The sequence below is a fragment of the Alistipes sp. An54 genome (genome assembly GCF_002159375.1).
Taxonomy (GTDB): domain Bacteria; phylum Bacteroidota; class Bacteroidia; order Bacteroidales; family Rikenellaceae; genus Alistipes; species Alistipes megaguti.
On the sequence record NZ_NFIA01000004.1, the window covers coordinates 108863 to 134836 of the forward strand.

The 25974-nt window shown below is 59.0% G+C and carries 28 protein-coding genes and 1 tRNA gene; 19 read left to right on the forward strand and 10 right to left on the reverse strand.

Annotated elements, in window-relative coordinates:
• Positions 1 to 2 precede the first annotated feature (2 nt).
• On the reverse strand, positions 3 to 458 hold the full coding sequence (gene rplM / locus B5G09_RS05390; RefSeq protein ID WP_087310546.1) for a 50S ribosomal protein L13: 456 nt from the start codon (positions 456 to 458) through the stop codon (positions 3 to 5).
• Positions 459 to 903: 445 nt separating this feature from the next.
• Positions 904 to 1122 carry a helix-turn-helix transcriptional regulator gene (locus B5G09_RS14540; RefSeq protein WP_087310548.1) on the reverse strand — a complete coding sequence of 73 codons (219 nt, stop codon included), beginning with the start codon at positions 1120 to 1122 and terminating at the stop codon, positions 904 to 906.
• A gap of 134 nt (positions 1123 to 1256) precedes the next feature.
• On the opposite strand from B5G09_RS14540, the gene B5G09_RS05400 reads away from it, so the two are divergent.
• The 3 genes from B5G09_RS05400 to B5G09_RS05405 all read left to right on the forward strand — a co-directional run bounded on the left by B5G09_RS05400 (position 1257) and on the right by B5G09_RS05405 (position 2856).
• Positions 1257 to 1517: a hypothetical protein gene (locus tag B5G09_RS05400; protein ID WP_087310550.1), complete on the forward strand. Its 261-nt coding sequence runs from the start codon at positions 1257 to 1259 to the stop codon at positions 1515 to 1517.
• Between the two features lie 14 nt (positions 1518 to 1531).
• Positions 1532 to 1930, forward strand: coding sequence for a DUF6232 family protein (locus tag B5G09_RS14070; RefSeq protein ID WP_143260686.1), 399 nt, complete (start codon positions 1532 to 1534; stop codon positions 1928 to 1930).
• Positions 1931 to 2037: 107 nt separating this feature from the next.
• On the forward strand, positions 2038 to 2856 hold the full coding sequence (locus B5G09_RS05405) for an alpha/beta hydrolase (protein ID WP_087310554.1): 819 nt from the start codon (positions 2038 to 2040) through the stop codon (positions 2854 to 2856).
• 33 nt (positions 2857 to 2889) lie between these two features.
• Here the strand turns inward: B5G09_RS05405 and B5G09_RS05410 are convergent, their stop codons facing one another.
• The 5 genes from B5G09_RS05410 to mce form a co-directional block, all read right to left on the reverse strand.
• Positions 2890 to 4008, reverse strand: a complete 1119-nt coding sequence (locus B5G09_RS05410; RefSeq protein WP_162608246.1) for a sodium ion-translocating decarboxylase subunit beta — start codon at positions 4006 to 4008, stop codon at positions 2890 to 2892.
• A 97-nt stretch (positions 4009 to 4105) separates the two neighbouring features.
• Positions 4106 to 4567 carry a biotin/lipoyl-containing protein gene (locus tag B5G09_RS05415; protein ID WP_087404362.1) on the reverse strand — a complete coding sequence of 154 codons (462 nt, stop codon included), beginning with the start codon at positions 4565 to 4567 and terminating at the stop codon, positions 4106 to 4108.
• 36 nt (positions 4568 to 4603) lie between these two features.
• Entirely contained in the window at positions 4604 to 4948 is a 345-nt protein-coding gene (locus B5G09_RS05420) for an OadG family protein (RefSeq protein ID WP_087310560.1), read from the reverse strand.
• Between the two features lie 20 nt (positions 4949 to 4968).
• Positions 4969 to 6534 carry an acyl-CoA carboxylase subunit beta gene (locus B5G09_RS05425; protein ID WP_087310671.1) on the reverse strand — a complete coding sequence of 522 codons (1566 nt, stop codon included), beginning with the start codon at positions 6532 to 6534 and terminating at the stop codon, positions 4969 to 4971.
• 79 nt (positions 6535 to 6613) lie between these two features.
• A complete protein-coding gene (gene mce / locus B5G09_RS05430; RefSeq protein WP_087310562.1) occupies positions 6614 to 7024 on the reverse strand; it encodes a methylmalonyl-CoA epimerase in 411 nt (136 codons plus the stop codon).
• Positions 7025 to 7507: 483 nt separating this feature from the next.
• Between mce and B5G09_RS05435 the strand changes: the two genes are divergently transcribed.
• From B5G09_RS05435 to meaB, 10 genes are all read left to right on the forward strand, one after another.
• Entirely contained in the window at positions 7508 to 8596 is a 1089-nt protein-coding gene (locus B5G09_RS05435) for a DUF3575 domain-containing protein (protein WP_087404363.1), read from the forward strand.
• Between the two features lie 15 nt (positions 8597 to 8611).
• Positions 8612 to 9979: a M43 family zinc metalloprotease gene (locus B5G09_RS05440; protein ID WP_162608243.1), complete on the forward strand. Its 1368-nt coding sequence runs from the start codon at positions 8612 to 8614 to the stop codon at positions 9977 to 9979.
• A gap of 22 nt (positions 9980 to 10001) precedes the next feature.
• Positions 10002 to 10859 carry a FimB/Mfa2 family fimbrial subunit gene (locus B5G09_RS05445; protein WP_087404365.1) on the forward strand — a complete coding sequence of 286 codons (858 nt, stop codon included), beginning with the start codon at positions 10002 to 10004 and terminating at the stop codon, positions 10857 to 10859.
• A 22-nt stretch (positions 10860 to 10881) separates the two neighbouring features.
• On the forward strand, positions 10882 to 11811 hold the full coding sequence (locus B5G09_RS05450) for a fimbrillin family protein (protein ID WP_087404366.1): 930 nt from the start codon (positions 10882 to 10884) through the stop codon (positions 11809 to 11811).
• A 27-nt stretch (positions 11812 to 11838) separates the two neighbouring features.
• A complete protein-coding gene (locus B5G09_RS05455; RefSeq protein WP_087404367.1) occupies positions 11839 to 12732 on the forward strand; it encodes a fimbrillin family protein in 894 nt (297 codons plus the stop codon).
• 119 nt (positions 12733 to 12851) lie between these two features.
• Positions 12852 to 13793 (forward strand): fimbrillin family protein, encoded by a 942-nt coding sequence (locus B5G09_RS05460; RefSeq protein ID WP_162608244.1) that lies wholly within the window; start codon positions 12852 to 12854, stop codon positions 13791 to 13793.
• 19 nt (positions 13794 to 13812) lie between these two features.
• A complete protein-coding gene (locus tag B5G09_RS05465) occupies positions 13813 to 14823 on the forward strand; it encodes a DUF3089 domain-containing protein (protein ID WP_087404369.1) in 1011 nt (336 codons plus the stop codon).
• Positions 14820 to 16421 (forward strand): fimbrillin family protein, encoded by a 1602-nt coding sequence (locus B5G09_RS05470; protein ID WP_087404370.1) that lies wholly within the window; start codon positions 14820 to 14822, stop codon positions 16419 to 16421. Before B5G09_RS05465 ends, B5G09_RS05470 begins: the two co-directional genes overlap by 4 nt.
• Before the next feature lie 166 nt (positions 16422 to 16587).
• Positions 16588 to 17052, forward strand: a complete 465-nt coding sequence (locus tag B5G09_RS05475; RefSeq protein WP_087404371.1) for a hypothetical protein — start codon at positions 16588 to 16590, stop codon at positions 17050 to 17052.
• Positions 17053 to 17057: 5 nt separating this feature from the next.
• The gene (gene meaB, locus B5G09_RS05480) at positions 17058 to 18173 is read left to right on the forward strand and encodes a methylmalonyl Co-A mutase-associated GTPase MeaB (protein WP_087404372.1); all 1116 of its coding nucleotides are present in this window, start codon (positions 17058 to 17060) and stop codon (positions 18171 to 18173) included.
• 91 nt (positions 18174 to 18264) lie between these two features.
• Here the strand turns inward: meaB and B5G09_RS05485 are convergent, their stop codons facing one another.
• Together B5G09_RS05485 and B5G09_RS05490 are read right to left on the reverse strand one after the other, a co-directional pair.
• Positions 18265 to 18864: a trimeric intracellular cation channel family protein gene (locus tag B5G09_RS05485; RefSeq protein ID WP_087310585.1), complete on the reverse strand. Its 600-nt coding sequence runs from the start codon at positions 18862 to 18864 to the stop codon at positions 18265 to 18267.
• 15 nt (positions 18865 to 18879) lie between these two features.
• On the reverse strand, positions 18880 to 19581 hold the full coding sequence (locus B5G09_RS05490) for a Sir2 family NAD-dependent protein deacetylase (RefSeq protein WP_087404373.1): 702 nt from the start codon (positions 19579 to 19581) through the stop codon (positions 18880 to 18882).
• A gap of 165 nt (positions 19582 to 19746) precedes the next feature.
• Between B5G09_RS05490 and B5G09_RS05495 the strand changes: the two genes are divergently transcribed.
• The 6 genes from B5G09_RS05495 to B5G09_RS05520 all read left to right on the forward strand — a co-directional run bounded on the left by B5G09_RS05495 (position 19747) and on the right by B5G09_RS05520 (position 25454).
• A complete protein-coding gene (locus B5G09_RS05495) occupies positions 19747 to 21162 on the forward strand; it encodes a glutamate decarboxylase (RefSeq protein ID WP_087404374.1) in 1416 nt (471 codons plus the stop codon).
• A 267-nt stretch (positions 21163 to 21429) separates the two neighbouring features.
• On the forward strand, positions 21430 to 22191 hold the full coding sequence (locus tag B5G09_RS05500) for a DUF1295 domain-containing protein (RefSeq protein WP_087404450.1): 762 nt from the start codon (positions 21430 to 21432) through the stop codon (positions 22189 to 22191).
• 201 nt (positions 22192 to 22392) lie between these two features.
• The gene (locus B5G09_RS05505) at positions 22393 to 23607 is read left to right on the forward strand and encodes an NADH:flavin oxidoreductase (RefSeq protein WP_087310593.1); all 1215 of its coding nucleotides are present in this window, start codon (positions 22393 to 22395) and stop codon (positions 23605 to 23607) included.
• On the forward strand, positions 23607 to 24578 hold the full coding sequence (locus B5G09_RS05510; protein ID WP_241147581.1) for an SDR family NAD(P)-dependent oxidoreductase: 972 nt from the start codon (positions 23607 to 23609) through the stop codon (positions 24576 to 24578). The genes B5G09_RS05505 and B5G09_RS05510 overlap by 1 nt, the downstream gene beginning before the upstream one ends.
• Before the next feature lie 37 nt (positions 24579 to 24615).
• Positions 24616 to 25245 (forward strand): HAD family phosphatase, encoded by a 630-nt coding sequence (locus B5G09_RS05515; protein ID WP_087404375.1) that lies wholly within the window; start codon positions 24616 to 24618, stop codon positions 25243 to 25245.
• Between the two features lie 131 nt (positions 25246 to 25376).
• Positions 25377 to 25454, forward strand: a tRNA-Pro gene (locus tag B5G09_RS05520).
• 135 nt (positions 25455 to 25589) lie between these two features.
• Here the strand turns inward: B5G09_RS05520 and B5G09_RS05525 are convergent.
• Positions 25590 to 25883: a hypothetical protein gene (locus B5G09_RS05525; RefSeq protein WP_087404376.1), complete on the reverse strand. Its 294-nt coding sequence runs from the start codon at positions 25881 to 25883 to the stop codon at positions 25590 to 25592.
• Between the last annotated feature and the right edge of the window lie 91 nt (positions 25884 to 25974).

Genomic DNA, 25974 nt, shown 5'->3' on the forward strand with positions numbered 1-25974 from the left:
TCTTACTTAATCTCGTTTAATTTTACACTCTTCGGGTTCTGGGCGGCGTGCGGATGCTCCGGGCCGACATAAACCTTCAGGTTCGTGAGCAGTTTCTCACCCAGGCGGTTCTTGGGAAGCATTCCCTTGACGGCCTTCTCGATGAGGAACGTCGGTTTTTTAGCCAGATAGTCGGCAGGCGTAGCGTAGCGCTGGCCGCCGGGATATCCGGTGTGGCGTGTGTAGACCTTGTCGGTCATCTTCTTGCCCGTCAGCTTCACCTTCTCCGCGTTGATGATGATGACGTAGTCACCACAATCCACGTGGGGCGTGTAGCAGGGCTTGTTCTTGCCTCGGAGGATCTTCGCGACCTGCGATGCAAGACGTCCCAGTACCTCGTTCGTAGCGTCGATCACCACCCACTCCTTGGTGACGGTCGAGGCGTTGGCCGAGATAGTCTTGTAACTTAAAGAATCCATTACGTTTAATTTAACTTATTGTAATCCGTTTCCCGCACTTTGCGGGTGCGCAAAGGTACGAAAAAGTTTTGGATCTGCAAAACAGGTTGAAAATCATTTCGCAAATATTTTTCATCCCGGGGATTTTCCGACCCGGGGAGCACCGCCCCATCCGGGAAAAGAGGGCGGAAAAGCGGCAAAAGCATCGGAATGTCCCGGAAACGGAACCGGCGAGAGAGTACCGCCAAACAGGTCGGCGACACTCGGCAATACGGACCGGACAGCAACACGGCCAGAATTGGCGATGGCCTTGGAGACGGTCGTACCGGCCATAAAGAGAGCCGGAAAAGACTGACGCAGGCAAGAAATCACGAAACGCCTCCGGAAGAAACCCAGACGCATGAGAAGGCCCGGGCAGATGAAGATGGGATTGTCCGACCAGGCGGAAGTTCCCAAAAGCCCGACGTCAGAACGAACGGAAAAACTCCTCCATGGATATCCCGAAATAACGACAGATCGCATCGAGCGTGCTGACAGAGATATTCACCTTTGCCGTCTCGATCCGGGCTACATGAATCTGCGTATCCATGTACATAATCTCCTGGGAGACACCCTTCTCTTCCCGCAATTGCTTTATTTTCAAAGCAATCTTCAAAAGAAGCTCCTGATTACGCACCTGTTTCATTCTGCAAAGAGACAAAAAAACACTATTTTTATCGCTGACATATTTGTCATTTTCGTTTTTTCGTTCTACATTTGCATCGGGAAACGACAAAGCCCCTTTTGACAGATTTTCATCAACCTTAAAAAACAAACATCATGAGTCAAAATCAAACGAATGTCGTCATCACGCGCAGCCCCAAAAGCCAGGGAATCGGGATCATCCTCACGCTCCTCTTCGGATCGCTCGGGCTCTTCTATGCCTCGATCATCGGCGCCATCATCATGATCGTCGTCGAGATCGCCGTCGCCATCTTCACCCTCGGACTCGGGCTGATCGTCACGCACCTGATCTGCGCCGTATGGAGCCTGATCGCCGTGAGCAGCTACAACAAAAAACTGCTCGCCGGAAAAAACTGATCCCCCGAAGTCCGATGGAACAGCATCCCCGAATCCGACGCTGCGGTCATTCACTGACCATCGACGAAATGTATTTCCGCATCGACGAAATACGTTTCGTCGATGTCGTGAAACAGTCGCGCCCGCTGTTGCGGCAACTGCTGATCCTTTGTGCCGTATGCTGTACGGTAACGGCCCTTCTGTTCCACGACGCATATCCCGACGCAACGCTCTTTTTCGCCGTATGCGCCGCCGTGGAGTTTGCCGTCGCAGGGGCGATCCGCCGGCGCTATGCCCTGCGCATCGGACAACCGTTCGGGACCTCCAAGGTTCTCATCACGACCGACCGGAAACAACTGGAAGAGCTCCGCGACCGGATCCTCGCCATGCTGCGGGAACAGGACGGGCCCCCGCAGCGCAACAAGGAGCGCTGACCCAACCGACACGACACCACAAGGTCCCGGACCCTGCCGGCACAACCGCCAAACGGAACAGTCCGTCGCCACCCCACACCTGCCGAAACTGCCGCCGAAACCGTCCCATGCTGCACCACCAAACCATATACGCCCCCGCATCCGACCAATGGATCGTTTTTATCCACGGTGCCGGCGGCAGTTCGAACGTCTGGTTCCGGCAGATCCGCGCCTTCGCTCCCCGCTACAACCTGCTGCTGATCGACCTGCGCGGACACGGACTGTCGGTCGGGCAGCCGTTGCGAGACCCGCAACGACGCGAAGAGTACACCTTCACGGAACTGGCTGCCGACGTCATCGAGGTCCTGGACGCCCTGTCGTTGAAACGATGCCACTTCATCGGATTGTCGATCGGCACGATCATCATCCGCGAAATCGCCGAGCACAACCCGGACTACGTGCGTTCGATGATCCTCGCCGGAGCGATTCTCAAACTCAACACCCGCATCCGCCTGCTGTCACAAGCCGCCAACCTCTGCAAACGCATCATCCCCTACATGATGCTTTACAAGTTCTATGCCCACCTGATCATGCCCAGCCCCGCACAGCGAACCTCCCGGCAGCTCTTCATCACCAATGCGCTGCGCATCACCCACGATGAATTTCTGAACTGGATGACGCTCAACCGCAACCTGGGACAACGGCTCTGCATCTATTCCGCGGAAACAGGGATTCCGACTCTCTACATCATGGGCGAGAACGACTACATCTTCCTCTCGCAGGTGCGGATCCGGCTCCGCAAACACCACCGCAACTCCTACCTCTGCATCCTGCCCGAAGCCGGGCACGTCTGCAACATCGACCGAAGCGAGGCGTTCAATGCCGTCACGCAATCCTTTCTGGAAGACCTTGCAGCGGATAAAAAAATCCGGGGCCGACGTCCTTGACATCGGCCCCGGATTCATTTTCAAGGCGGATCCCTATGCCAGGAACGCCAGCAGGATACCGGCCACGACGGCCGAACCAACCACACCGGCCACATTCGGACCCATGGCGTGCATCAGCAGGAAGTTCGAAGGATCGGCCTTCTGACCCTCGGTCTGCGATACGCGGGCGGCCATCGGAACGGCCGATACGCCGGCCGACCCGATCAGCGGGTTGATCTTGTTGCCCTCCTTTGCGAAGAGGTTCATCACCTTGGCCAGCAGAACGCCTCCGGCCGTACCCATGGCGAAGGCGAGCACGCCCAGCACCAGGATGCCCAGCGTACGGAGGTTGATGAAGGTCTCGGCCGTGGCCGTGGCACCCACCGTGACAGCCAGGAAGATCACCACGATGTTCATCAGCTCGTTCTGGACGGTCTTCGACAGACGATCCACCACACCGCACTCCTTCATCAGGTTGCCCAGCATCAGGCAGCCAACCAGCGGAGCGGCCGACGGCAGCAACAACGCGATGATCACCGTGATGATCAGCGGGAAGATGATCTTCTCGGTCTTTGACACGGGGCGCAGCTGGCGCATCTTGATCTTACGCTCCTTCTCGGTGGTGAGCAGGCGCATGATCGGCGGCTGGATCACCGGCACGAGGGCCATGTACGAGTAGGCAGCCACGGCGATCGGGCCCAGCAGTTCGGGGGCCAGAATGGCCGTCAGATAGATCGACGTCGGGCCGTCGGCACCTCCGATGATACCGATCGAGGCGGCCTGCTCGGGCGTGAAGCCCAGGGCATAGGCCCCGATGAAGGTCGTGAAGATACCCAGCTGGGCGGCAGCTCCCAGGAGGAAGCTCTTCGGGTTGGCGATCAGCGGACCGAAATCCGTCATGGCGCCCACCCCGAGGAAGATCAGACAGGGATAGATACCCAGTTTCACACCCAGATAGAGGTAGTCAAGCAGTCCGGCATTTGCCACGAAGATGTCCCAGTGAACATGGCCGCCGGCAAAGAGCTCGGAGTGGTACATGTTCGCGCCCGGAAGGTTCGTGAGCAGCATGCCGAAGGCGATCGTCAGGAGCAGCAGCGGCTCGAACTTGTGCTTGATGGCCAGGTAGAGCAGCACGAAGGCGATCAGAATCATCACCACGTTGCCCCAGCCCATGTTCGTGAAGAGCGCTACCACGCCCGTCGATTCGGCAAAGGTCTCCAGACTCTCCAATACGAAATTGGAGCCGGATGTCAGTGCAGTCCACATAAGGCTATTCGATTACAAGTAACGTATCGCCTTCCATGACCGTGGCACCCTGCTGAACAAGGATCTGTTTGACCACTCCGCCACGATCGGCGTCGATGTTGTTCTCCATCTTCATGGCCTCGAGGACCACCAGCGTCTGGCCCCTGGTGATCGTGTCACCCACGGCGACCTTCACACCCAGCACCGTACCCGGCAGCGGGCTCTTGACGCTGTAGCCCGACGAGGGCGGTACGGCAGCCAGACGCGGCGACGGCGTGGCCGTCGACGGCATGATCATACCGCTGTTGGCCGACTTCGGTGCCGGGGCCACCTGCGGTTTGGAGACCTTGACCGACTTGGCGCCTTCGATCTCCACTTCGTAGTCCACACCGTTGACCATTACATGGGCTACCGTCGAGTCCTCGTTGGCGTCGTCGATCTGGACGTTATAACTATGTCCGTTGATTTTCAGTGAATAATCTTTCATTGTTGTTTCTGAATTGTCTTGCTCCAACGAAAAGTGCTATTTCCGGTCGGGAAGCTGGGTTAAACCGTGAATTTTCGAATTCCAGGGCGAATAGGCCCGCTTGATGCTGAGGATGGTCAGAACCTCCGATTCGCGATCGTGCAGGGCGCTGCGGTAGATCTTCATCGCCGTGGCGATGGCCGCGATCTCCTCCTGGCTGATCATCGGCTGAGGGGCGATGGCCGGTTTGCCCGGGAGCGTCGTCGTCCGCGAGCGGAAGCAGGCTCCGAAGCCCTTCATGATGAAGATCAGCGCCACCAGCAGCACGAACACCAGCGCAAAGCCGATGAGCGATACCCAAAGGATCTCGGACCAACCCCAGTTTACAGCTTGAAATATCATGATTTCTGCGTTTTACAGGGTTACAGTGGAATGTTCGAGTGCTTCTTGGGCGGGTTCTGCAGGCGTTTGGTAGCCAGCGACTGCAGGGCGCGGATGATGCGGAAACGCGTGTTGCGCGGCTCGATCACATCGTCGATATAGCCGTAGCGGGCGGCGTTGTACGGATTCGAGAACTTGTCGTTGTACTCCTTCTCCTTCTCGGCGATGAAGGCGGCCTTCTCCTCGGGTTTGTCGGCCAGCTCCTTGAGCTCCTTGCCGTAGAGCACCTCGACGGCACCGCTCGCACCCATCACGGCGATCTCGGCCGTAGGCCATGCGTAGTTGATATCGCCGCGGATGTGCTTCGACGACATCACGATGTAGGCACCACCGTAGGCCTTGCGCAGCGTGACGGTAATCTTCGGCACCGTAGCCTCGCAGTAGGCGAACAGCAGCTTGGCGCCGTGCGTGATCACGCCGCCGTACTCCTGGGTCGTACCCGGCAGGAAGCCCGGCACGTCAACGAGCGTCACCAGCGGAATGTTGAACGCGTCGCAGAAGCGCACGAAACGTGCGGCCTTGCGGCTGGCGTTGATATCGAGCACGCCGGCCATGAACTTCGGCTGGTTGGCGATGATGCCGACCGACTGGCCGTTGAAGCGGGCGAAGCACGTGATGATGTTCTTGGCATAACCGGCAGCCGACTCCAGATACTCGCCGTTGTCGACGATGGCGCGGATCACTTCAGCCATGTCATAGGGCTTGTTGGCGCTGTCGGGGATGATCTCGTTGAGCGAGTCCTCCAGACGGGTGATCTTGTCCGTGCAGACGGCCAGCGGGGCATCCTCCATGTTGTTCTGCGGCATGTAGGAGATCAGCTTCTTGATCAGCTCGATACCCTCCTCCTCGGTGTCGACGGCAAACTGGGCCACGCCCGATTTGGTGGTGTGCATCGTGGCACCGCCCAGCTCCTCCTGCGTGACGTTCTCGCCCGTGACGGTCTTGACGACCTTCGGGCCCGTGAGGAACATGTTCGAGGTCTCCTTCTTCATGATGATGAAGTCGGTCAGCGCGGGCGAGTAGACCGCACCGCCGGCGCACGGTCCGAAGATGGCCGAGATCTGCGGGATGACACCCGAAGCCATCACGTTGCGCTGGAAGATGTTGGCATAGCCGGCCAGGGCGTTGACACCCTCCTGGATACGGGCGCCGCCCGAGTCGTTCATGCCGATGCACGGGGCACCGTTGCGCATGGCCATGTCCATGACCTTGCAGATCTTGTCGGACATCGACAGCGAGAGCGAACCTGCCGTCACCGTAAAGTCCTGAGCGAAGACATAGACCAGACGTCCGTCGATCGTACCGTAACCGGTCACCACGCCGTCGCCGAAGAAGTGCTTCTTCTCCATGCCGAAGTCGTAGCAGCGGTGCGTCACGAACATGTCGAACTCCTCGAACGAACCCTCGTCGAGAAGCATCTGGATACGCTCGCGGGCCGTATACTTGCCCTTGTCGTGCTGTTTGTCGATTGCCTTCTGGCCGCCGCCCATGCGGGCCGTCTCGCGGTTCTCGATCAGTTGGTTGATCTTTTCCTGAATTTGGCTCATAATGTTGATATTGTCCGTCCGGGAGGGTTCCGCCTTACACACGGAACGATCCCGCCCGGAGCGGAATCGTTTGTATTGGTTACTTGTTCTTGTTCTCGCAGAGTTCGGTCAGGATGCCCTGAGTCGATTTCGGGTGCAGGAAGGCGATCGTCATACCCTCGGCGCCCTTGCGCGGCGTCTTGTCGATCAGGCGGATGCCCTTGGCCTCGGCATCGGCCAGCTGCTCTTCGATGTTCTCGCAGGCCAGGGCCATGTGGTGGATACCCACGCCGCGGTTTTCGATATACTTGGCGATGGTCGAGTCCTCCGAAGTGGGCTCCAGCAACTCGATCTTTGTCTGACCCAGTTTGAAGAAGGCCGTACGCACCTTCTGGTCGGCCACCTCCTCGATGGCATAGCATTTCAGACCCAGAACGTTCTCCCAGTAGGGAATGGCTTCATCAAGGCTCTTCACCGCGACGCCAAGATGCTCGATATGAGAAACTTTCATAATTTAGTGGAATTATTGGTTGATTGTTTGTCTTGTTGCTGTTTCAGGCAGTGTTATTTTGCGAACACAAAGATAGGTGAATCTTTGAGATTCGCCAAAATTCGACGGACTTTTTTTGGCCGAAATCGGAACAAGATACGCACGAAAAGCGCCCGCAGGGAAAATTCCGTCCTCGGAAGGGTATTCTTAAATTTTAATAGGAAGTTATGAGAAATGTCCCTTGTTTGAATGAAATACGGCAAAAATTCCCTACCTTTATAGCATTAAAAGTTCATAACCATACTGATTTACAGAGATGAATACGGTTTTGCCATATATGACCATGCCCGGGAATCTTTCGGTTTCCGATAAGGAGTGCCATGTATGTAAAACTGGCTTGTGGCACCTGTCGGCGCAATACACAGGCAACGGAATCTCCCTTGCCTGTGTATGTCGCCGATTTTCATTTATCCGGACAGGCAACGAAATAAACTTCAGCAATATATGACGGACATAAGACGAATATTGATTACAACGGTACTCGCTCTGGTTGTTGGATCCCTTGCGGCGCAGGAGAAGCCCGATACGGTCTATACGTTCCGCTTCGTCACCGATAAATTTTATGTGCCTTTCAACGGTAACGACACGGAACTGGCTCGGTTGGAGCAATGCGTGGAGCGATACAGGCAGGAGATCCTTGCCGGGAACATCCGCGTCCATGTGGACGGCTGGTGCACCGCCGGAGAGAGCGAGGCCGACAACCTTGCGATGGCGAAAGTCCGCTCCAACCGCGTGAAGTCGGAACTGATCGTGCGCCGGCAGCTCACCGAAGCGTGCTTCATCACCCGTAACCACTCCGGGAGCGGCGACTACGTGACGGTACGCATCAGCGTGCCGGAAGAGGAGGCTGTGGCACGGAAGGACGAAGGACGGCAGACCGGGCAGGAAAGTGCCGATACACAGCAGCCGGTGGAAGAGCCGCGCGAAACGGAAGAATCACGCTTTGTTGCCGAACAGATAAGGGCGGACAGCATGGTCGTGGTACATCCCGAAGCCGATGTTCCTGCGGAAACCACCGGGACGGATGCGGAAGGAACCTCCGGCACAGACAGCTACACGCTCTCCCTGCGTGCCAACCTGCTGCGCTGGGCTACGCTCACGCCCGACCTGGGCCTGGAGTGGCGCATCACTCCGTCATGGGGAATCCTCGTGAACGGCTCGTGGACCTCGTGGTCGTGGAACGACAAGGAGCGCCGCTACGCCCTCTGGGAGGTCATGCCGGAAGTGCGCCGGTATATGGGCAGGGAGAAGCGCGGCTACCTCGGTGCGATGTACAAGGCAGGTGGGTTCAACTACAAGTTCTCCGCAACCGGCAAGCAGGGCGACCTGATGGGCGGCGGCATCTGCGGCGGCTACCAGCTCCGTCTGAATAAAGCCTTGTCGCTGGACTTCAATGTGGCCGTGGGCTGCCTGCACGCGGATTATGAGAAATACACGGTCCTCGACGGCGTGCGGGTGCGCCGTGGAACGGAATCGAAAAACTGGTGGGGCCCGGTCAATGCGGGTGTCACCCTGGTATGGAAAATATATTAAAAGAAAATCATGCATATGTTCGGAAAGAAAACCGGCGATTATTGGGACAAGTGTGGCATCCTACGGCACGGGTATAAACTTTTTGCAGTCCTCCTCCTTGCCTTCGGCATGGCGGCGTGCGACGACGACAACACGGCTCCCGAACCGGATCCGGAGCCGACCTCTACCTTCCAGATACACATCGGCGAGGGAAACATCGTGCAGGCGGATTTGGGCGCCCCTGACAACTATCCTCCCGCATACATGGCGGTGCTGGTCATGGAGGACCTGCCGGCCGATGAGAAAATCATCTACATGGGCAGCGTTTATTCGACCGAGGATCGGGAGCCGGACGTGAACGACTGCACCTACCTCATCGACTACTCGGATGACGACCTGATCCAAGGCTGGCAGTGGGAAGTGGAGCCGCTATACTATGGATGCCTGTACCTCTTCCATCCGCTGCCGGGAGCGACGTATTACGTGCGGGGCTATGTGAAGACCAACAAGGCGGAGTACTACTCCAACACGATAGAAATCCGCTCCAGCCTCACCGCCCCGGTAGCGGAGAACCCCGAAGCCTACGAGATTCCCGTGGTCTTCCACCTCTTCCCGGATGCCGAAGGCAACTATCCGGTCAAGGACTGGATGGTGAGGGAACAGCTGGACTATGCCAACCATGTGTACAGCCACTATTTCAACCTCCCCGGGCAGACAGAGACCGGCGTGCGCTTTGTGGCCGCCACCACAGCGCCCGACGGGCAGCCGCTTGAAACTCCCGGCATCGTCCACGAGAAGGAGGCCGTGGAGATCGACTACACGAACGTCGAGCTTGACGACCAATATATCTGGGACAATGAGCACGCGCTCAACGTGTGGGTCGCCCCAATCAATAATGTGTACGTGGATGAGAACAGCATATTTGCCGGGTTCTCGTTTTTCCCCTTCTTCGATGAAGGCGATATGTTGCCGGGGTGCGACACGCCGTATGAGCCAGGTGTCGTCACAGGCATATTCCTGAATACCAGGGCAATGGTGTTGGCCAACGATGTGATGGCGTTTGCCCATGAGGCAGGACATTTCCTGGGATTGGAGCACGTCTATATCGAGGGAGACGACTACTGCGATGATACGCCCTGGTACGATCGCAAAGCCTATGTAGAGACCATGCGGGGCAACATCTCCTTTAAGCGCACGAATGCCGCTACGGGAGAATCCTTCTGGTCCGACAACATCATGGATTACGAGTATGGCTTCATGGCCGGCATCACGCCCGACCAGGTGAAGCGCATCCAACACACCTTGCAGTACGCCTACCTCATTCCGGGCGAAGCGGGCAAGGAAGCGCCTGCGGTACGCTCCGCCGGGCAGCCGCGCCGCTTCGGAGACAAGCCGGTACGGTAAACTGAAAAAACATCCTGCGGATATGAAAACAAGAAAAAGGAGATATGCGACAACGATTCTGGCGACGGCCCTGCTGTTCGCTCCGGGCGGCTGCGTGAAGGACGAACTGCACGACACGCCGCATCCGGACAAGGGCGTAGTGGCAGTGTCAATCGACCTGCCGCAGGGCGCAAGCCGGGAAGACTATACGGTAGAGATTGACGGCACGACCGCCGACGGCAAGGAAGGCCGCTACACCGTTTCCGACCCGCTGCCTCCCGGCGAGTACACCGTGCTGGTCTACAACACGCCGCAGGGGTTCACCGTGACGGACGGCATCGCCCGCGTGGAGCGGACAGACGGCACGGTACGCGCCCTCACCGACTTCATCAATCCCCTGCCGGACTATCTCTATTCGGGTACGAAGCGGATAACCGTCGTGGCGGATGACATCCTGCGCGTGGACCTAAGCGTAGCACAACGGGTGCGCGACCTGCACATCGAACTGACCGTGACCGAGGGCGACCCGGAGCGCATCGCGGCCATAACGGGTACGCTCGGCGGCGTGGCGGAAGCCTACGACCTGTATCGCGGGACACTGACCGGCGAAGCGGTCAGCACACGACCAACCTTCGCCCGTGAGGGTGACAAGGTGTCGGCAGACCTGCGTCTGCTGGGAGTACGGGGCGATGCGCAGACACTGACGCTTGTCCTGACCTTCACCGACGGACAGACACAGACGGTAGAGAGCGACCTGACGGAAATCCTCGCGGACTTTAACGGTGACATGGAAGAAGCCCTGGGCATCGAGGGTGAGCTGCACACGCCGGTCAGGGCCGGTATGGAAGCCACCATAAAGGATTGGAACACCATTCCGGGCGATCCGGTGGAAGCCATGTAAACAGGATAACAAGCAATCTATTATGAAAGCAACCAGATTGAAATGGACTCCCGCCGTCATCATGGCCTTGACGATGACTCTGGCGGCTTGTAATAACGAAGAAACGGCGAATGACCCGCTTGCCGACGGACCGGTAGCCGCACAGGTGACGGCAGGTATCAGTGGCACACGGATCCGGGTCAGTGTTCATGGACAATCGGCAGCGTTTACCGCAGGCGATGTAATTCATGTGGTGGCAGACGGAACAGCCGCCTATGACTATACGTTGCAGGACGGCGGTTCCTGGTCTGCGGGCAGTAACCCGTATTATTTCCAAGACCGTAACGGGGTGTCTTTCCGGGCATGGTATGCCGACCCGGCATTAATTCCTGCGGCCAATGTAATCGACATCGACACCAAGTCGCAGACAGTGAATGCAGAAAACGGCTGGAACCAGTGGGACATTCTCGTCACGCCTGTGGTAAGTACCAGCGTATCTTCCCCGAAAATCAACTTTACGGGTGACTACGCTTTCAGCCATATCATGTCGCAGGTTTCGTTCGTATTCAAGGCAGGCAACGGTATCAGCAACCTTGCCGCATTGACTGGCTACACCGTAAAGGATGTTACCACCGATGCCTCATTCAACACGCAGTCTTGCGATCTGACGACCGGCAGCACCTCCGGCAACATTGCCATGACCGTAACCGGCGAAGCGGACAAACAGGTGGATTACACCCCGATAATCATGGTGCCGCAAACCGTCAGCGGCACATTGAACCTCGAAGTGACCTGTAACGGACAGACCTACAAGACGGCGCTCAATCCTCCGACAGGCGGCCTGCAAGCCGGTTACAGCTATACTTACACCGTGACCATCAGCAATACCGGACTGGAAGCGGGCAACGCGACAATCAACGATTGGTTTACAAACAGTGATCGCGACGGCTCCGGAGATGTCACGTTGCAATAAAACATAATCAACGAAAAACACGAAACCATGAAACCCTATATTCTTCTCGCAGCTACGGCACTTATGCTCGCCGCCTGCACCAACGACGAAGTGACCACCGTGCCCGACGGCGAGGTGGCCCTCAAAGTGAACGCCACCATCAGCGGCACGAATACCCGCGCCAGCGGTACGGACTGGGCGCATGGCGACCGGATCGGCATCACGGGCGGCAATTATACCAACAGGCCGTATGCCTACGAAAGCGGTAAATTCGCCGCAACCGGACAGGAGATCTACTTCGAGGACCCGAACCCTGTAACATTCCGTGCCTACTATCCATACGCCGAGGGTGGCGGAACCGTCACCGCCACTACCGGTGCCGACATGCAGACCGCTGACCAGCAGCCCAAGATAGACTTCCTCCATGCCGGCGGTGCCACAGCCAGCAAGGGCAACCCCGTGGTGAACTTCACGGGCGAGCACGCCTTCTGCCACCGCATGAGCCAGATTACCCTTGAGTTTACCGAGGGGGCAGACATGGACTTCGACAACGGGATGCTGACCGGCTACACGCTCGGCGGTTTGAAGTTGCAAGGCTCGTTCAATACGCAGGACGGAACAGCCACGGCGGACGACAATGCATCGGCAGCCGAACTCACCATCGCACTCAGCGGCGTCACCACCACGAATGACAGGTACACGGCCTCTCCCGTCATCGTCTTTCCGCAGTCAGCCATCGGCATTGACCTCGCCGTCACGGTGAACGGGCAGACTTACAAGGCCAAGCTCACCGTACCTGAGTACAACTCGGCCTTCGGTCTGCAGCCGGGCGTGAACTACCTGTTCCCCGTCATCGTCAGCAAGACCGGACTGACGGCAGGCTCGGCTGACATCAAGGAATGGGTGACCGTAACCGATGATGACAACACGGCCCTGATGTAAACGGCAACAGCCATCCCGTGCGGCAGCGTAAGCACGGAGATATACTATATATGGTGTATCGGGCGGCATCGCGGCCGCCGGTGGCACGAAACCCAATAAAGAAAAACATGACGAGCAAGATGAAACATACTTTAATCCTCGCGGCCACGGCACTCGTGCTTGCCGCCTGCACGCAGGACGAACCGGCCGAGCAAGGCAACGCCTTGCCCGAAGGCGAATACCCCCTGGAACTGACAGCTACCGGTATGATGCAGGCTGTGGCGGCACCCTTTTCGCGCAGTACGATAGACAGCGATTGGGAGGGCGTGCAAAACGTAGCTGTGCAGGTAGGCAACGAAACGAAGGTGTACACCCTTACTTCCTCCGGCGACTACAAGACTGCCACGCTGACCTCCACCAACCCCTTCTATTGGACGAGCACCAACGAGACAAAGACGGTGGAAGCCTGGTATCCCTGCCTTACCACGTTGCCTGAGACATGGGAGGTGCCTGTCGACCAGTCCGCAGGGATGCCCGCCGATAAAGACTTCCTTCATGCCAAACAAACGATCGCATTCGCCGACAGGAACGAAGCGGGGCTGACATTCGGGCATTGCCTGGCGAAGGTAGTGATAAACATCCAGCAATCCGACTATCTCGATAGTTTCGGCGGCGATTTGTCCGTGCTGCTGACTGATTTTCTAACCCGCGGAGAGGTAGATCATAATAACGGTTCGATATATATAGAGGGGGATCGATACTCGAAGGGTGCCTCCATCACGCCGCACCGGCTTGATACACCGGCTGACGGAGCTTTCGCCTCCTACGAAGCGCTTGTCATACCTCAAAGTTGTTATGTGGATCCTTCGCGCTTATCCGCGATAGAAGTCCGTGTAGGAGGCGCTGCCTATAAAGCGAGAATATCAGAATTGACAGGCTTGGGTATCAGTTATTCGTTTCAGGCTAACTCTGTACACACCTTCGACATCACCGTAAAGGAAGAAGGCCTGGAGGTATCGGTCGATACCGGCAGCATGACTTGGGAAGACGGCGCGGATGGCAGTGGCTCGGTAGTGCTATGACCTTACAATACGAAAGAAAATGATACGCAAAAGATGGACATATTGCATCGGAGTATTCCTCTTCCTCTTGCTCGCCTCGTGCGGCCGCAATAACAGGGGTACCGGCACGGATGCCGCCACCTTCATCCCCGATGCGCCCGACTATGCCGACGCCACGATGTGGTACACCCGCCGGAACAGCACGGCGGACAGGAGTGCGGACGTGTTCTACCTCGTCTCCACCTGGGAGACCGACTGGACTGCGGAAGACGGGCGCGTCTGCCACTATGCCGACGTGCATAACGCCACGCACCGCGCCAACATGGACAAGGAGATTTCCCGCATCGCCGGTTATATGGGCGAGGCAGGAGACTTCTATTCGCCCTACTACCGTCACATCACCATCGAGGGCTGGGCGACGCTGAACGAGGATACCATCAGCAACCGCTTCCGCACCGCCTTCAGCGATGTGCAGGCGGCCTTCGACACCTTCCTCCGTCAACGCCCCGACCCCGACCGTCCCTTTGTGCTGGCGGGCTTCAGTCAGGGCGGCAAGGCGGTGGTGGAGCTGCTGAAGACGATGCCCGCAGACGTGGCAAGCCGTCTGGTGGCGGCCTACGTGCTGGGCTATAAGGTGACACCCGCCGACACCCTCGCCACGGAGAACATCCGTCCGGCGCATGGAGCCACGGACACGGGCGTGACCATCTGCTACAACTCCGTGTCCGACGTGCGCTGCATCCAGCCCGTGGTGGCAGCTCCCTGCGCGATGTGCATCAACCCCGTGAACTGGCGCACCGATGCCACGCCCGCCACGCTGCACGACACCATCACCGTCACGGTTTCGCCCCGGCACCATGTGTTGGTAGTGAAGGGCTACAGCGGCTCGGAATACCGGCCCATCCTGGGCTTCCTCAATGTGGGTGACTTCCACAGCGCCGAGCCGTGGCTCTACGAGGAATGTCTGCGCGAGAACATCCGGGCACGGGTGGAGGCGTATTATAAGAATGAAGAAGGAGGAACGAAGAATCAGGAAGGAGAGAAGATATGAAGAGAAACAGATTATTTACAGCAATATGCCTTGCGGCGGCAACCCTGCTCACCGCCTGCACGCAGGACGAACTGGCCGAGCCAGGCAACACCCTGCCCGACGGCGCATATCCCTTGCAGATAGGCCGTGTAAGCATCACCGCAGAAAGCAGCGCAAAACCCTGGACGCGCGTGGCGGAAAACGAAACGGACGGCATGGGCAGCCACTGGACGGGCGGTGAACGCATTGGCGTGCGCATTGGCGACAATGAGGAAACGGGCCTATATATCATAAATGTAGATGATGCGGGAAATGTCACAGTCACCCCCGAAACGTCCGTCTATTGGAAGAACTCCCGGACTGCCGAAGTCACTGCCTGGTATCCCGCTACGGATGGCACAGTAAACCTCCGCAACCAGGACAGGAACGGGCTGACCTACGTGCTGCGCGGCATTGGCACGGGCAACCACCAAACACCCGTCACCCTCAGCTTCACCCACCAGCTTGCCAAGGTGCGCGTGGTGACCAAGGGCACAGCCCGGGTGGGAGGGATTGACATCCATAATAATCCGGTAAGTTGTAACATCCGGCAAGGGAAAATAATACAGAATATGTTTATGAAAGACAGGGTTCCCATGCGCCAGACCACCTGCCAAGACGGCACCGAATGCTGGGAAGCCAATGTAGTACCCGGGGAAGAAATACAGTACATCATAGTTACGAATATAAATTTGAATATTTCACACTCTTGTGAGATTTCACCGAACATAACTCCGGAAGCAGGCAAAGTCCACACCATCACGATTACGGCAAACAGCGAAGGCACGCAGACGATTGACCTCTCTACGCTGACCGACACGCGCGAGATTGCCGATAATGGTACTTACTATGTTACCGGTACGGGTCAATACGGCATACGGGTGACGGGGGGGGGTGAACCGAACATCTACCTGGAGGATGCACGGATAAGTGTGTCGAGCGGTCATGCCATCAGCATCACAGACAATGCCAGTCCGACTATTCATGTGGTAGGCGATAACAACACTGTGCAATGCACAGGCAGAACTCGGGGACAAGAAGGTGCGGGCATCTATGTGGCACAAGGCTCCACCGTTACCATCACAGGCAGCAGCACAGAGGATAAACTGACTGCTATAGGAGGTGGCGGCGGCGCGGGCATCGGCGGTTATTATCTTAACGGCAGTTCCAATTTTTCATGTGGGGACATCTATATAAGTAATGTAACCGTAACAGCAAGAGGAAGTGGTAGTATCCAAAATGATTACGCAAGTGGAATCGGTGCAGCCGGTTCGGCAACTGTCGGAAGTATAAATATCAGTAATGCCGTTGTATATGTCTATGGTACTGGTTCCAGCAATTACGGGGCAGCCGCCATAGGTGGAGGAATTAGTAGCACGAGCGTTACGAATAAGCAAACAGAATTTAGTATTATCATTTCAGATTCGGAAGTTTATGCGACAAGAGGTTCATCCTCTGCATCATATATAGGGATGGCAGGCGATAGGCTTGCTTCACCAGCCAATTACAATATCATTTCCACAGCTCATATAACCAATAGCACCATCTATAATGAAAGCGGGACCGAGATAACGCAATAATGATGAAAATACCCCATACATGGATGCCAACAAACACCCATTGTAACACCATCCCGCCGTCCGGGACCGCCCTGCCCCGCACTCGCTCGACGCCCCCTTTTCCCCGAAAAATTTGCGGCTTCCGACAAAACGTACTATCTTTATAGCGGACAAAACAGGACGCTCCATGAAGAAAGCTCTGCTCATTCTCTTGGCGGTGTGCGGGTTGGGCCTCTCACTCGCCCGAGCCCAGAACATCATCCTCGGTGAAAAGGTCCCCGAGCTCAAACCCGCCGGCTGGATCGACAACCGACACCCCCAGCCCGCACCGATCACCTACGTCGAGTTCTTCCACTCGTCGAATCCCGCCTGCATCACCTCGCTCGAACGTCTCCGCGACCTCTCGGCCCGTTCGAAACCCGCCATGCGCGTGATCGTCGTCACGCGCGAGGACACGGCCCGCATCGCTCCGATGCTCAGACCCTTCCTCTCGCGGCGGATCACGGCCACGATCCATGCCGAACGCGGGTTCGCCGCCTACGGCGTCACGTACGTCCCGTTCGGCGTGCTGATCGACGCCCGCAACCGGGCCCTCTGGATGGGCAACAGCCTGCAACTCAACGAAAAAATCATCGAACAATCAACCCGTTGACACCCATGTCATTTACCAGGATCGACCACTACGAAAAGGAGTATGCCGACACGCATCACGATACGGCGCTCAACGTCGCCGAGGGCGTCGAAGACCAACCCGTCGTAAGCCCCTACTTCAAACGCCACAAGAAACGCCAGCTATCGACCGACGAATATGTCGAGGGAATCCTCGCCGGCAAGATCACCATCCTTTCGCAGGCCATCACGCTCGTCGAATCCTCCAACCCGGCCCACTACGCCCAGGCGCAGGAGATCATCGAACGCTGTCTGCCCCACGCCGGAAAATCCATCCGCATCGGCATCACCGGAGTCCCCGGAGCCGGCAAGTCGACCTTCATCGAGGCCATCGGGAACATGGTCACCTCGCTGCGCCACCGCCTGGCCGTGCTGGCCATCGACCCCTCGTCGGAGCGCAGCGGCGGCTCGATCCTCGGCGACAAGACCCGCATGGAGAGCATCTGCAACAACCCTGACGTCTTCATCCGGCCCTCGCCCTCGGCCGGATCGCTCGGAGGCGTGGCCCGCAAGACCCGTGAGACGATCGTGCTGTGCGAAGCCGCCGGTTTCGACGTCATCTTCATCGAGACGGTCGGCGTCGGGCAGTCCGAAACGGCCGTCCACTCGATGGTCGACCTCTTCATGCTGCTGCAGATCTCGGGCGCCGGCGACGAGTTGCAGGGCATCAAGCGCGGTATCATGGAGATGGCCGACCTGATGGTCATCACCAAGGCCGACGGCGAGAACATCCACAAGGCCGAGTTGGCCCGCACGCAGTTCCAGGGGGCCCTGCGGCTCTTCCCCGTCCCGGAATCGGGCTGGCGCCCCAAGGTCTACACCTCGTCGGCCGTGACGAAAGCCGGTCTGGAGGAGGTCTGGAAGGGCGTCGAGGAGTATCTCGACCACATCCAGCGCAACGGATACTTCCAGCACAACCGCAACCGCCAGAACAAGTACTGGATGTACGAGACGATCAACGAGGCGCTGCGCAGCAGTTTCTACCGCGACCCGGCCGTCGAAAGCCGCATCGGCGAGTACGAACAGCGCGTGTTGGACGACAAGATCTCGTCGTTCGTCGCCGCCAAGGAGTTGCTCGACCTCTATTTCAAGGATGTCAAATAGCGGCCGGGAAACGCCGCCCTCCTGCACAAAAACGGACCGCATGACATGCGGTCCGTTTTATTTATATGGGTGGAATCGCGCTCCCGCGCCCCTACTTGAGGATCGGCAGACGGAGGCCGAAGCGGACCGCCACGATCCGCAGGGCGATGACCGCGGCCGCCGTGATGATCTGCAGCGCGGCCCCTTCGATGCCCGCCCAGCGGCACAGCCAGAAGACAAAGCCGCCGAAGACGCACGCCAGCGCGTAGATCTCCTTACGGAAGATCAGCGGCTCCTCGTTGATCAGGATGTCGCGCAGCACACCGCCCGCCGCGCCGGTCATCGTGCCCATGATCACGGCCACCCACAGCGGAAAACCCGTCGCAAGGGTCTTCTCGATGCCGACAACGGTGAAGAGTCCCAGACCGATGGCGTCGAAGATGAAGAAGGTGTTGTTCAGCCGGATCAGATAGCGCCCCAGCAGGATGACGATCCCCAGGGCGATGGCCGTGACGATGAGGTAGACGCTGTCCAGCATCCAGAACGGCGTCTGCGAAAGCATCAGGTCGCGGAGCGTTCCGCCCCCGATGGCAGTCGTGAAACCCACGACGTAGGCCCCGAACCAGTCAAAGCGCTTGGCCGAGGCGAGCCGGATACCGCTGATGGCAAAGGCCAGCGTTCCGAGCATCTCCAGAATGAAATAGGCGGTCATGGTGCTTCATCGGCGTTATTTGTCCGCAAAGGTCCGGCGCAGCAGGCCGGCCAGTTCGGGAACCCCCTCCGAGGCCCGTTTGCGAATGACCGTCAGCGGATTGCGGATGCCGCACGTATCGGGATTGCCCGGATCGACCAGGTAGATCGGCACGCCGGGCCGTACGTAGCGCACGAGCGAGGCCGCCGGATAGACGGCCAGCGACGTTCCGACGACGACCATGATCTCGGCCCGTGCGGCGATCTCGGCCGCCCGCTCGAACATCGGCACCGATTCGCCGAAGAAGACAATATGCGGCCGCAGCAGCGAACCGTCCGAAGCCCGGGCATCGAGCGGCTGCTCCCACCCCTCGATCGGAACGATGAGGTCGGGGTTGGCCGTCGAACGCAGTTTGCGCAGTTCGCCGTGGAGGTGCGTCACGCGCGTTGAGCCGGCCCGCTCGTGCAGGTCGTCGACATTCTGCGTCAGCACGTCGACGTCGAAATCCCGCTCCAGCGCGGCAATGGCCCGATGGCCGGCATTGGGTTCGCAGCGGAGCATCTCGCGGCGGCGTTCGTTATAGAAGCGGATGACCAGCGCCCGGTTGCGCGCCAGCGCCTCGGGCGTGCAGACATCCTCGATGCGGTAGTTGGCCCACAGGCCGTCGGCATCGCGGAACGTAGCCAGTCCGCTGTCGGCGCTCATCCCCGCGCCGGTAAATACGACGAGTCGTTTCATGGCAGTATGTTTTTCCGGGACAAAGATACGCACTTTTTCCGCAAAACGTGCGCCACGGACGCCCGCTCCACGGTAAAAAAGAGCCGGCCGGCAGGGGCTCCGGCGTCGGGTTCTGGCACAGTTCGTGCAACCGTTCGACGACGTAAACCATAAATGCTACACACCATGAAACAACAGAACATGTCGGCCGCCGATGCCGCCGCCGAGATCTTCGGATCGAAGGAGATGCGCTCGCCGGCTCCCACCCAGTTCATCCCCCGCGGCAAGACCTCGCCCGAAATCGCCTACCAGATGGTCAAGGACGAAACCTACCCGCAGACCCAGCCCCGGCTGAATCTGGCCACCTTCGTCACGACCTACATGGACGACTACGCCACGCGGCTGATGAACGAGGCGATCAACGTCAACTACATCGACGAAACGGAGTATCCGCGCGTGGCCGTCATGTGCGGCCGCTGCATCAACATCCTGGCCAACCTCTGGAACTCGCCCGAAAAGGCCGAATGGAAGGCCGGAGCCGTCGGCATCGGGTCGTCCGAGGCCTGCATGCTGGGCGGTGTGGCCGCCTGGCTGCGCTGGCGCGACCGCCGCAAGGCCGCCGGGAAACCCTACGACAAGCCCAATCTGGTGATGAGCTCGGCCTTCCAGGTCGTCTGGGAGAAGTTCTGCCAGTTGTGGCAGATCGAGATGCGCACGGTGCCCCTCACCCCCGAAAAGAAGACCCTCGACACGGAGGCCGCCCTGAAGCTCTGCGACGAGAACACGATCTGCATCGTCCCGATCGCCGGCGTGACCTGGACCGGTCTGAACGACGATATCGAGGCTCTCGACCGGGCGCTCGACGCCTTCAACCAGAAGACCGGCTACGAGATTCCGATCCATGTCGATGCGGCTTCGGGCGGCTTTATCCTGCCGTTCCTCAACCCCGACGTGAAGTGGGATTTCCGCCTGAAATGGGTACTCTCGATCTCGACCTCGGGCCACAAGTTCGGTCTGGTCTACCCGGGTCTGGGATGGACCGTCTGGAAGGAGAAGAAGTATCTCCCCGACGCGATGTCCTTCTCGGTCAACTACCTCGGCGCCAGCATCACCCAGGTGGGGCTCAACTTCTCGCGTCCGGCGGCGCAGATCCTCGGCCAGTATTACAACTTCATCCGACTGGGATTCGAAGGATACCGCGAGATTCAACAGAACTCGATGGATATCGCCTGCTACTGCCACCGCGAGATCGGCAAGATGCCCTGCTTCCGCAACTACGCCGAGGAGATGGTCAACCCGCTCTTCATCTGGTCGCTGGATCCCGAATACGAAAAAACGGCCAAATGGACCCTCTTCGACCTGCAGGCCGCCCTGCAGCAGAGCGGATGGATGGTCCCGGCCTACACCATGCCCCGCAACATCGAGCAGATGATCGTCATGCGCATCGTCGTGCGGCAAGGCTTCTCGCGCGACATGGCCGACATGCTGCTGGGCGACATCCGCAACGCCGTGGCCGAATTCGAGAAGCTCCGCTACCCGACCACCTCGCGCCTGAAGTTCGAGGCCCACGAACACCAGAAGGGAAAGGTCTACACGCACTGACGGTATATGCATCGCTTACCGTAAATTTAGCGACCGGCCGGCGGAGGGATTCCGTCGGTCGGTTTTGTGTCGGGCGGAACCGGACCGACAAGGGTCCGGAAACGACCGAAATGCTCAAAACCGCCGCTCCCCCGCAGCCGCACCGAACGGCAACATCCACACCAGACTGATCCCGAGGAAAATTCGAACAACTACCGACGGGTCCGGACCTTGACCGACACCGAAAATTTTCCTATCTTTACGCCGCTTTACGAATCCCCGCCCGACATGCGCGAAACATTCGACATCTTCCTCATCGTCATGGCCTCGCTGGCCCTGGTGGTCTTCATCGCCCTGCACTTCTTCGAGGCCGGTTACGGCTACCTCTTCAACCGCCGCTACGGACCGCCCGTTCCGAACAAAATCGGATGGATGCTGATGGAATCCCCCGTCTTCATCCTCATGGCCGTGCTGTGGGCCACCTCCGACCGCATGGGGCAGGCCGCACCGCTTGTCCTCTTCCTCCTCTTCGAGGCCCACTACTTCCAACGTTCGTTCATCTTCCCGCTGCTCATGCGCGGAAACTCGAAGATGCCCCTCGGAATCGTCCTCATGGGCATGCTCTTCAATACGCTCAACGCCCTGATGCAGGGCGGATGGATCTTCTGGGTATCGCCCGCCGACTACTACGACGGCTGGTTCACAAAACCCTACATCTACATCGGAGGCGCGCTCTTCATCGCCGGAATGGCGATCAACCTCCACTCCGACCGCATTATCCGCCACCTGCGCAAACCCGGCGACACGCGGCACTACATCCCCCGCGGCGGCATGTTCCGCTACGTCTCGTCGGCCAACTACTTCGGCGAACTGCTCGAATGGGTCGGATTCGCCGTGGCTTCGTGGTCGTGGGCCGGGGCGGTCTTCGCCTGGTGGACCTTCGCCAACCTCGCACCCCGCGCCGCCTCGCTGCGCCGCCGCTACGAGCAGGAGTTCGGCGAGGAGTTTTCCAAGCTCAAGCGCAAGCGCATCATCCCCTTTATTTACTAACCAAGCCCCGGCCTCAAGGAGCCGCCAAGGAGACCCAACATACCGCCAAAAGTCGCCAAGAAGCCGTCCTGCAACCGCAGCGGACCGGGCTTTCGAAGCCCCAGGAGGCGACTCCGGGCGCAAACAAGCGGACGGCCAATCCGCGGAGGAACCTCGCAAGGCTCCCGGCCCACTGAAAAAACCGAAAAACACACCATAAAGATGGAATCCAAACTTTTCACCCCCTTCAAGCTCGGGCCCGTCACGCTGCGCAACCGCACGATCCGCTCGGCGGCATTCGAGTCCATGGGCAAGGACTTCGGCCCCACACGGCAGCTCAAGGATTACCACGTGGCCGTGGCCCGCGGCGGAATCGGCATGACGACACTGGCCTACGCCGCAGTCTGCCGCAGCGGCCTCTCGTTCAACAAACAGCTGTGGCTCCGCCCGGAAATCGTCCCCGGGCTGCGCGACATCACCGACGCCATCCACCGCGAAGGGGCTGCCGCCGCCATCCAGATCGGCCACTGCGGCAACATGACCCACTGGTCGACCGCCGGGCAGATGCCCATCGGAGCCTCGTGGGGCGTGAACCTCTACGCCTACACCCCGGTGCGCGGCATGAGGCGCAGCGAGATCGAACAGGTGGCCAAGGATTTCGGACGCGCCGTCCACACGGCCCACGACGCCGGATTCGACTCGGTGGAGCTCCACGCCGGGCACGGATACCTCATCTCGCAGTTTCTCTCGCCCTATACGAACCACCGCCATGACGAGTATGGCGGTTCGTTAGAAAACCGCATGCGCTTCATGCGGATGTGCCTCTCGGAGGCCGTCGAGGCCGCCCGTGCCTGCAACATGGCCATCACCGTCAAGCACAACATGTACGACGGCTTCAAGGGCGGCATCCAGATCCCCGAAAGCATCGAGATCGCCAAGGTCATCGAGTCGTTCGGCGTCGACGGCATCGTCCTCTCCGGCGGGTTCGTCTCGAAGGCCCCGATGGCCGTCATGCGCGGGCTGATCCCCCTCTACACGATGAGCTACTACTCGCCCCTCTGGCTGCGTTACTTCATCCGCTGGTGCGGTCCCTTCATGATCAAGCAGTTTCCCTTCAGCGAGTGCTACTTCCTGGAGGATGCCCGGAAGTTCCGCGAGGCGCTGAAGGGCACGCTGATCTACGTCGGCGGGCTCATCAGCCGCGAAGGGATCGAACGGGCCCTCGGGTCGGGGTTCGAACTGGTACAGATGGCCCGGGCGCTGGTCAACGATCCGGCCTTCGTCAACAAACTCCGCGCAGGAGACGAGTCGACCCGCAGCGAATGCGACCACCGCAACTACTGCATTGCCCGGATGTACTCCGTCGACATGAAGTGCTGCAAACACTGTCCGGATCTTCCGCGCAAGATCGTCGAAGAGCTCAAACGTCTCCCCTGATGAAGCGCACGAACGAAATACCGGCCGGTGCGGAGACCGGAACAGTCGCAAAAGCGGGGTACAGTGAGGCGGCAGGCGGCAATAAGGCGGCGTGCGGCAGTGAGGCGGCATACGGCAGTGAGGCGGCATACGGCAGTGAGGCGCAGTCCCGGCGTCGGATGCGGCGCGGAGAGGTACGGCCCGGCACACGCTGGGCGCTGGTGAGCGGCGCCGGTTCGGGCATCGGGCGCTGTTATGCGCGTCGGCTCGCGGCGCTGGGTTACAACCTCGTCCTGGTAGGCAACCGCCGCGAACCGCTCGAGGAGGTCCGCAACGAACTGGCGGCCCGCTGCGAGGGGCGCGAGCTGCGGATCATCGAGTGCGACCTGGCCCGCGAGGAGGCGGCCCGCGAGCTGTTCGACCGCACGCAGGCCGAGGGACTCCCGATCGACGTGCTGATCAACAACGCCGGCCTGTTCTCGTTCCTCGACATTCTCCGAACGCCCGAGGAGCGCATCCGGCAGATCATCCTGCTGCACGACCTGACCAACACACTGCTCTGCCGGCTCTACGCCTCGGAGATGGCCCGTCGCGGGCACGGCGGATACATTCTCAACATGTCCTCCTATTCGCAATGGATGCCCTGGCCGGGACTGGCCCTCTACAGCGCCTCGAAGGCCTATCTGCGGTCGTTCTCGGTCGCCTTTGCCCGGGAGGTCCGCGAGCAGGGGATCCGCGTTACGGCGGTCTCGCCGGCCGGCGTGGCCACGGATCTCTACGGGCTGACACCCCGCTGGCAGCGGATCGGGCTGCGGATTGGCGTGCTGATCTCGGCCGACCGCTGTGCCCGGGCCGGGCTCCGGGCCCTGTGGCGCGGCCGGCGCTCGATCGTCCCCGACTGGTGGAACCGGCTGTGGATCCCGCTGTGCAAGATGCTGCCGATGTGGGTGCTGCGCCCCGTAAGGCGTTTTACCATGAAATTCCAGAAATAAACGGTCCCCGACCGTACAAACGGGCACTTTGAATCCTATGGAAACTATCGAAAATGTCGTCTTCGACCTCGGAGGCGTGCTGGTCGATCTGGATATCGACCGCTGCCGGGCCTCGTTCCGGCGCCTTGGCATGGAGGCCGTGGCCGAACTGATCAACCCCTACTACCCGGCCGAGATGATCGGGCAATTGGAACAAGGACTGATCTCGTTCCGCGAGATGTGCGACCTCATGCGGCAGTTGGCCGCGACGCCCGCGGTGACGGACGAAGCGATCGGCCGTGCCTACGGCGACTTCCTGACGGGGGTTCCGGTCGCGAAGATGCGGCAGATCGAGCAGCTGCGTCGGCGCGGCATCCGCACCTACGTCCTCTCGAACAACAACCCCTCGTCGATGCGCTTCATCCGCGAGATGTTCACGGCCGACGGCAAGTGCATGGAGGATTACTTCGACCGGATCTACCTTTCGTACGAGATGCGCGAGCTGAAGCCCTCGGAGGCGATCTTCCGCAAGATGATTGCCGACAGCGGCATGGTGCCCGAGCGGACGCTCTTCATCGACGACGGGCAGAAGAACGTCGATGCGGCGCAGGCGTTAGGTTTCACCGTCTATAAGCCCGTCCCGGGCGAGGATTTCGGCCACCTGCTCGACAGCATCGGGAGGCCGTAACCGCCGCCGCCAACAATTGGCCACACAGGTTCGGGACGCTTTTCCACCGAAAAGTTTGCCGGAACGGAAAAAAGCCGCTATCTTTGCACAACCTGTTCCGGGCGGACGGGATTCCGCCGCGGAACGGGACTCGGGGTGTAGCGCAGTCCGGTTAGCGCACCTGCTTTGGGAGCAGGGGGTCACAGGTTCGAATCCTGTTACCCCGACCATTGAAAATCAAGGAGTTACAGCAATTTGTAACTCCTTTTATTTTTCCCATTTACACACAATTTACACACAACTTCCCGGATTTTGCAAGTAGGTGCACCCCGCAGAACAATGAAATCGGAGCCCTGATTTATTTGTTAGTTCAACAGCACCTGCAAAGCGTCGGCAAGTTCGGGATACTCGTTACCCTCTTCATCCCATACGGCCTCGACGGTCGTCTGCTCGCTGACCAGCTCGGGGACCATCTCCCACATCCCGCAATAGCTGTCACCGCCCCGGACGGCACGATATTCGGTCTCGTAGTTGACAAAAGCGATATAACCGTTGTGGATGATCTCGAAACCTTCGCTTTCGCCGTCGCACTTGAAGGTGACGTAATCGGCGATCTGCTTGGCGAGGTGCTGAATCTCGGTACGGGTTGCGGGTGTCATGGTTTAATTGCTGTTTTGATTATTACGATGCAAATATAAATATCATTTGATCCTGTCCAAATATTTCACAAGAGAAATCAAAACAACAGTA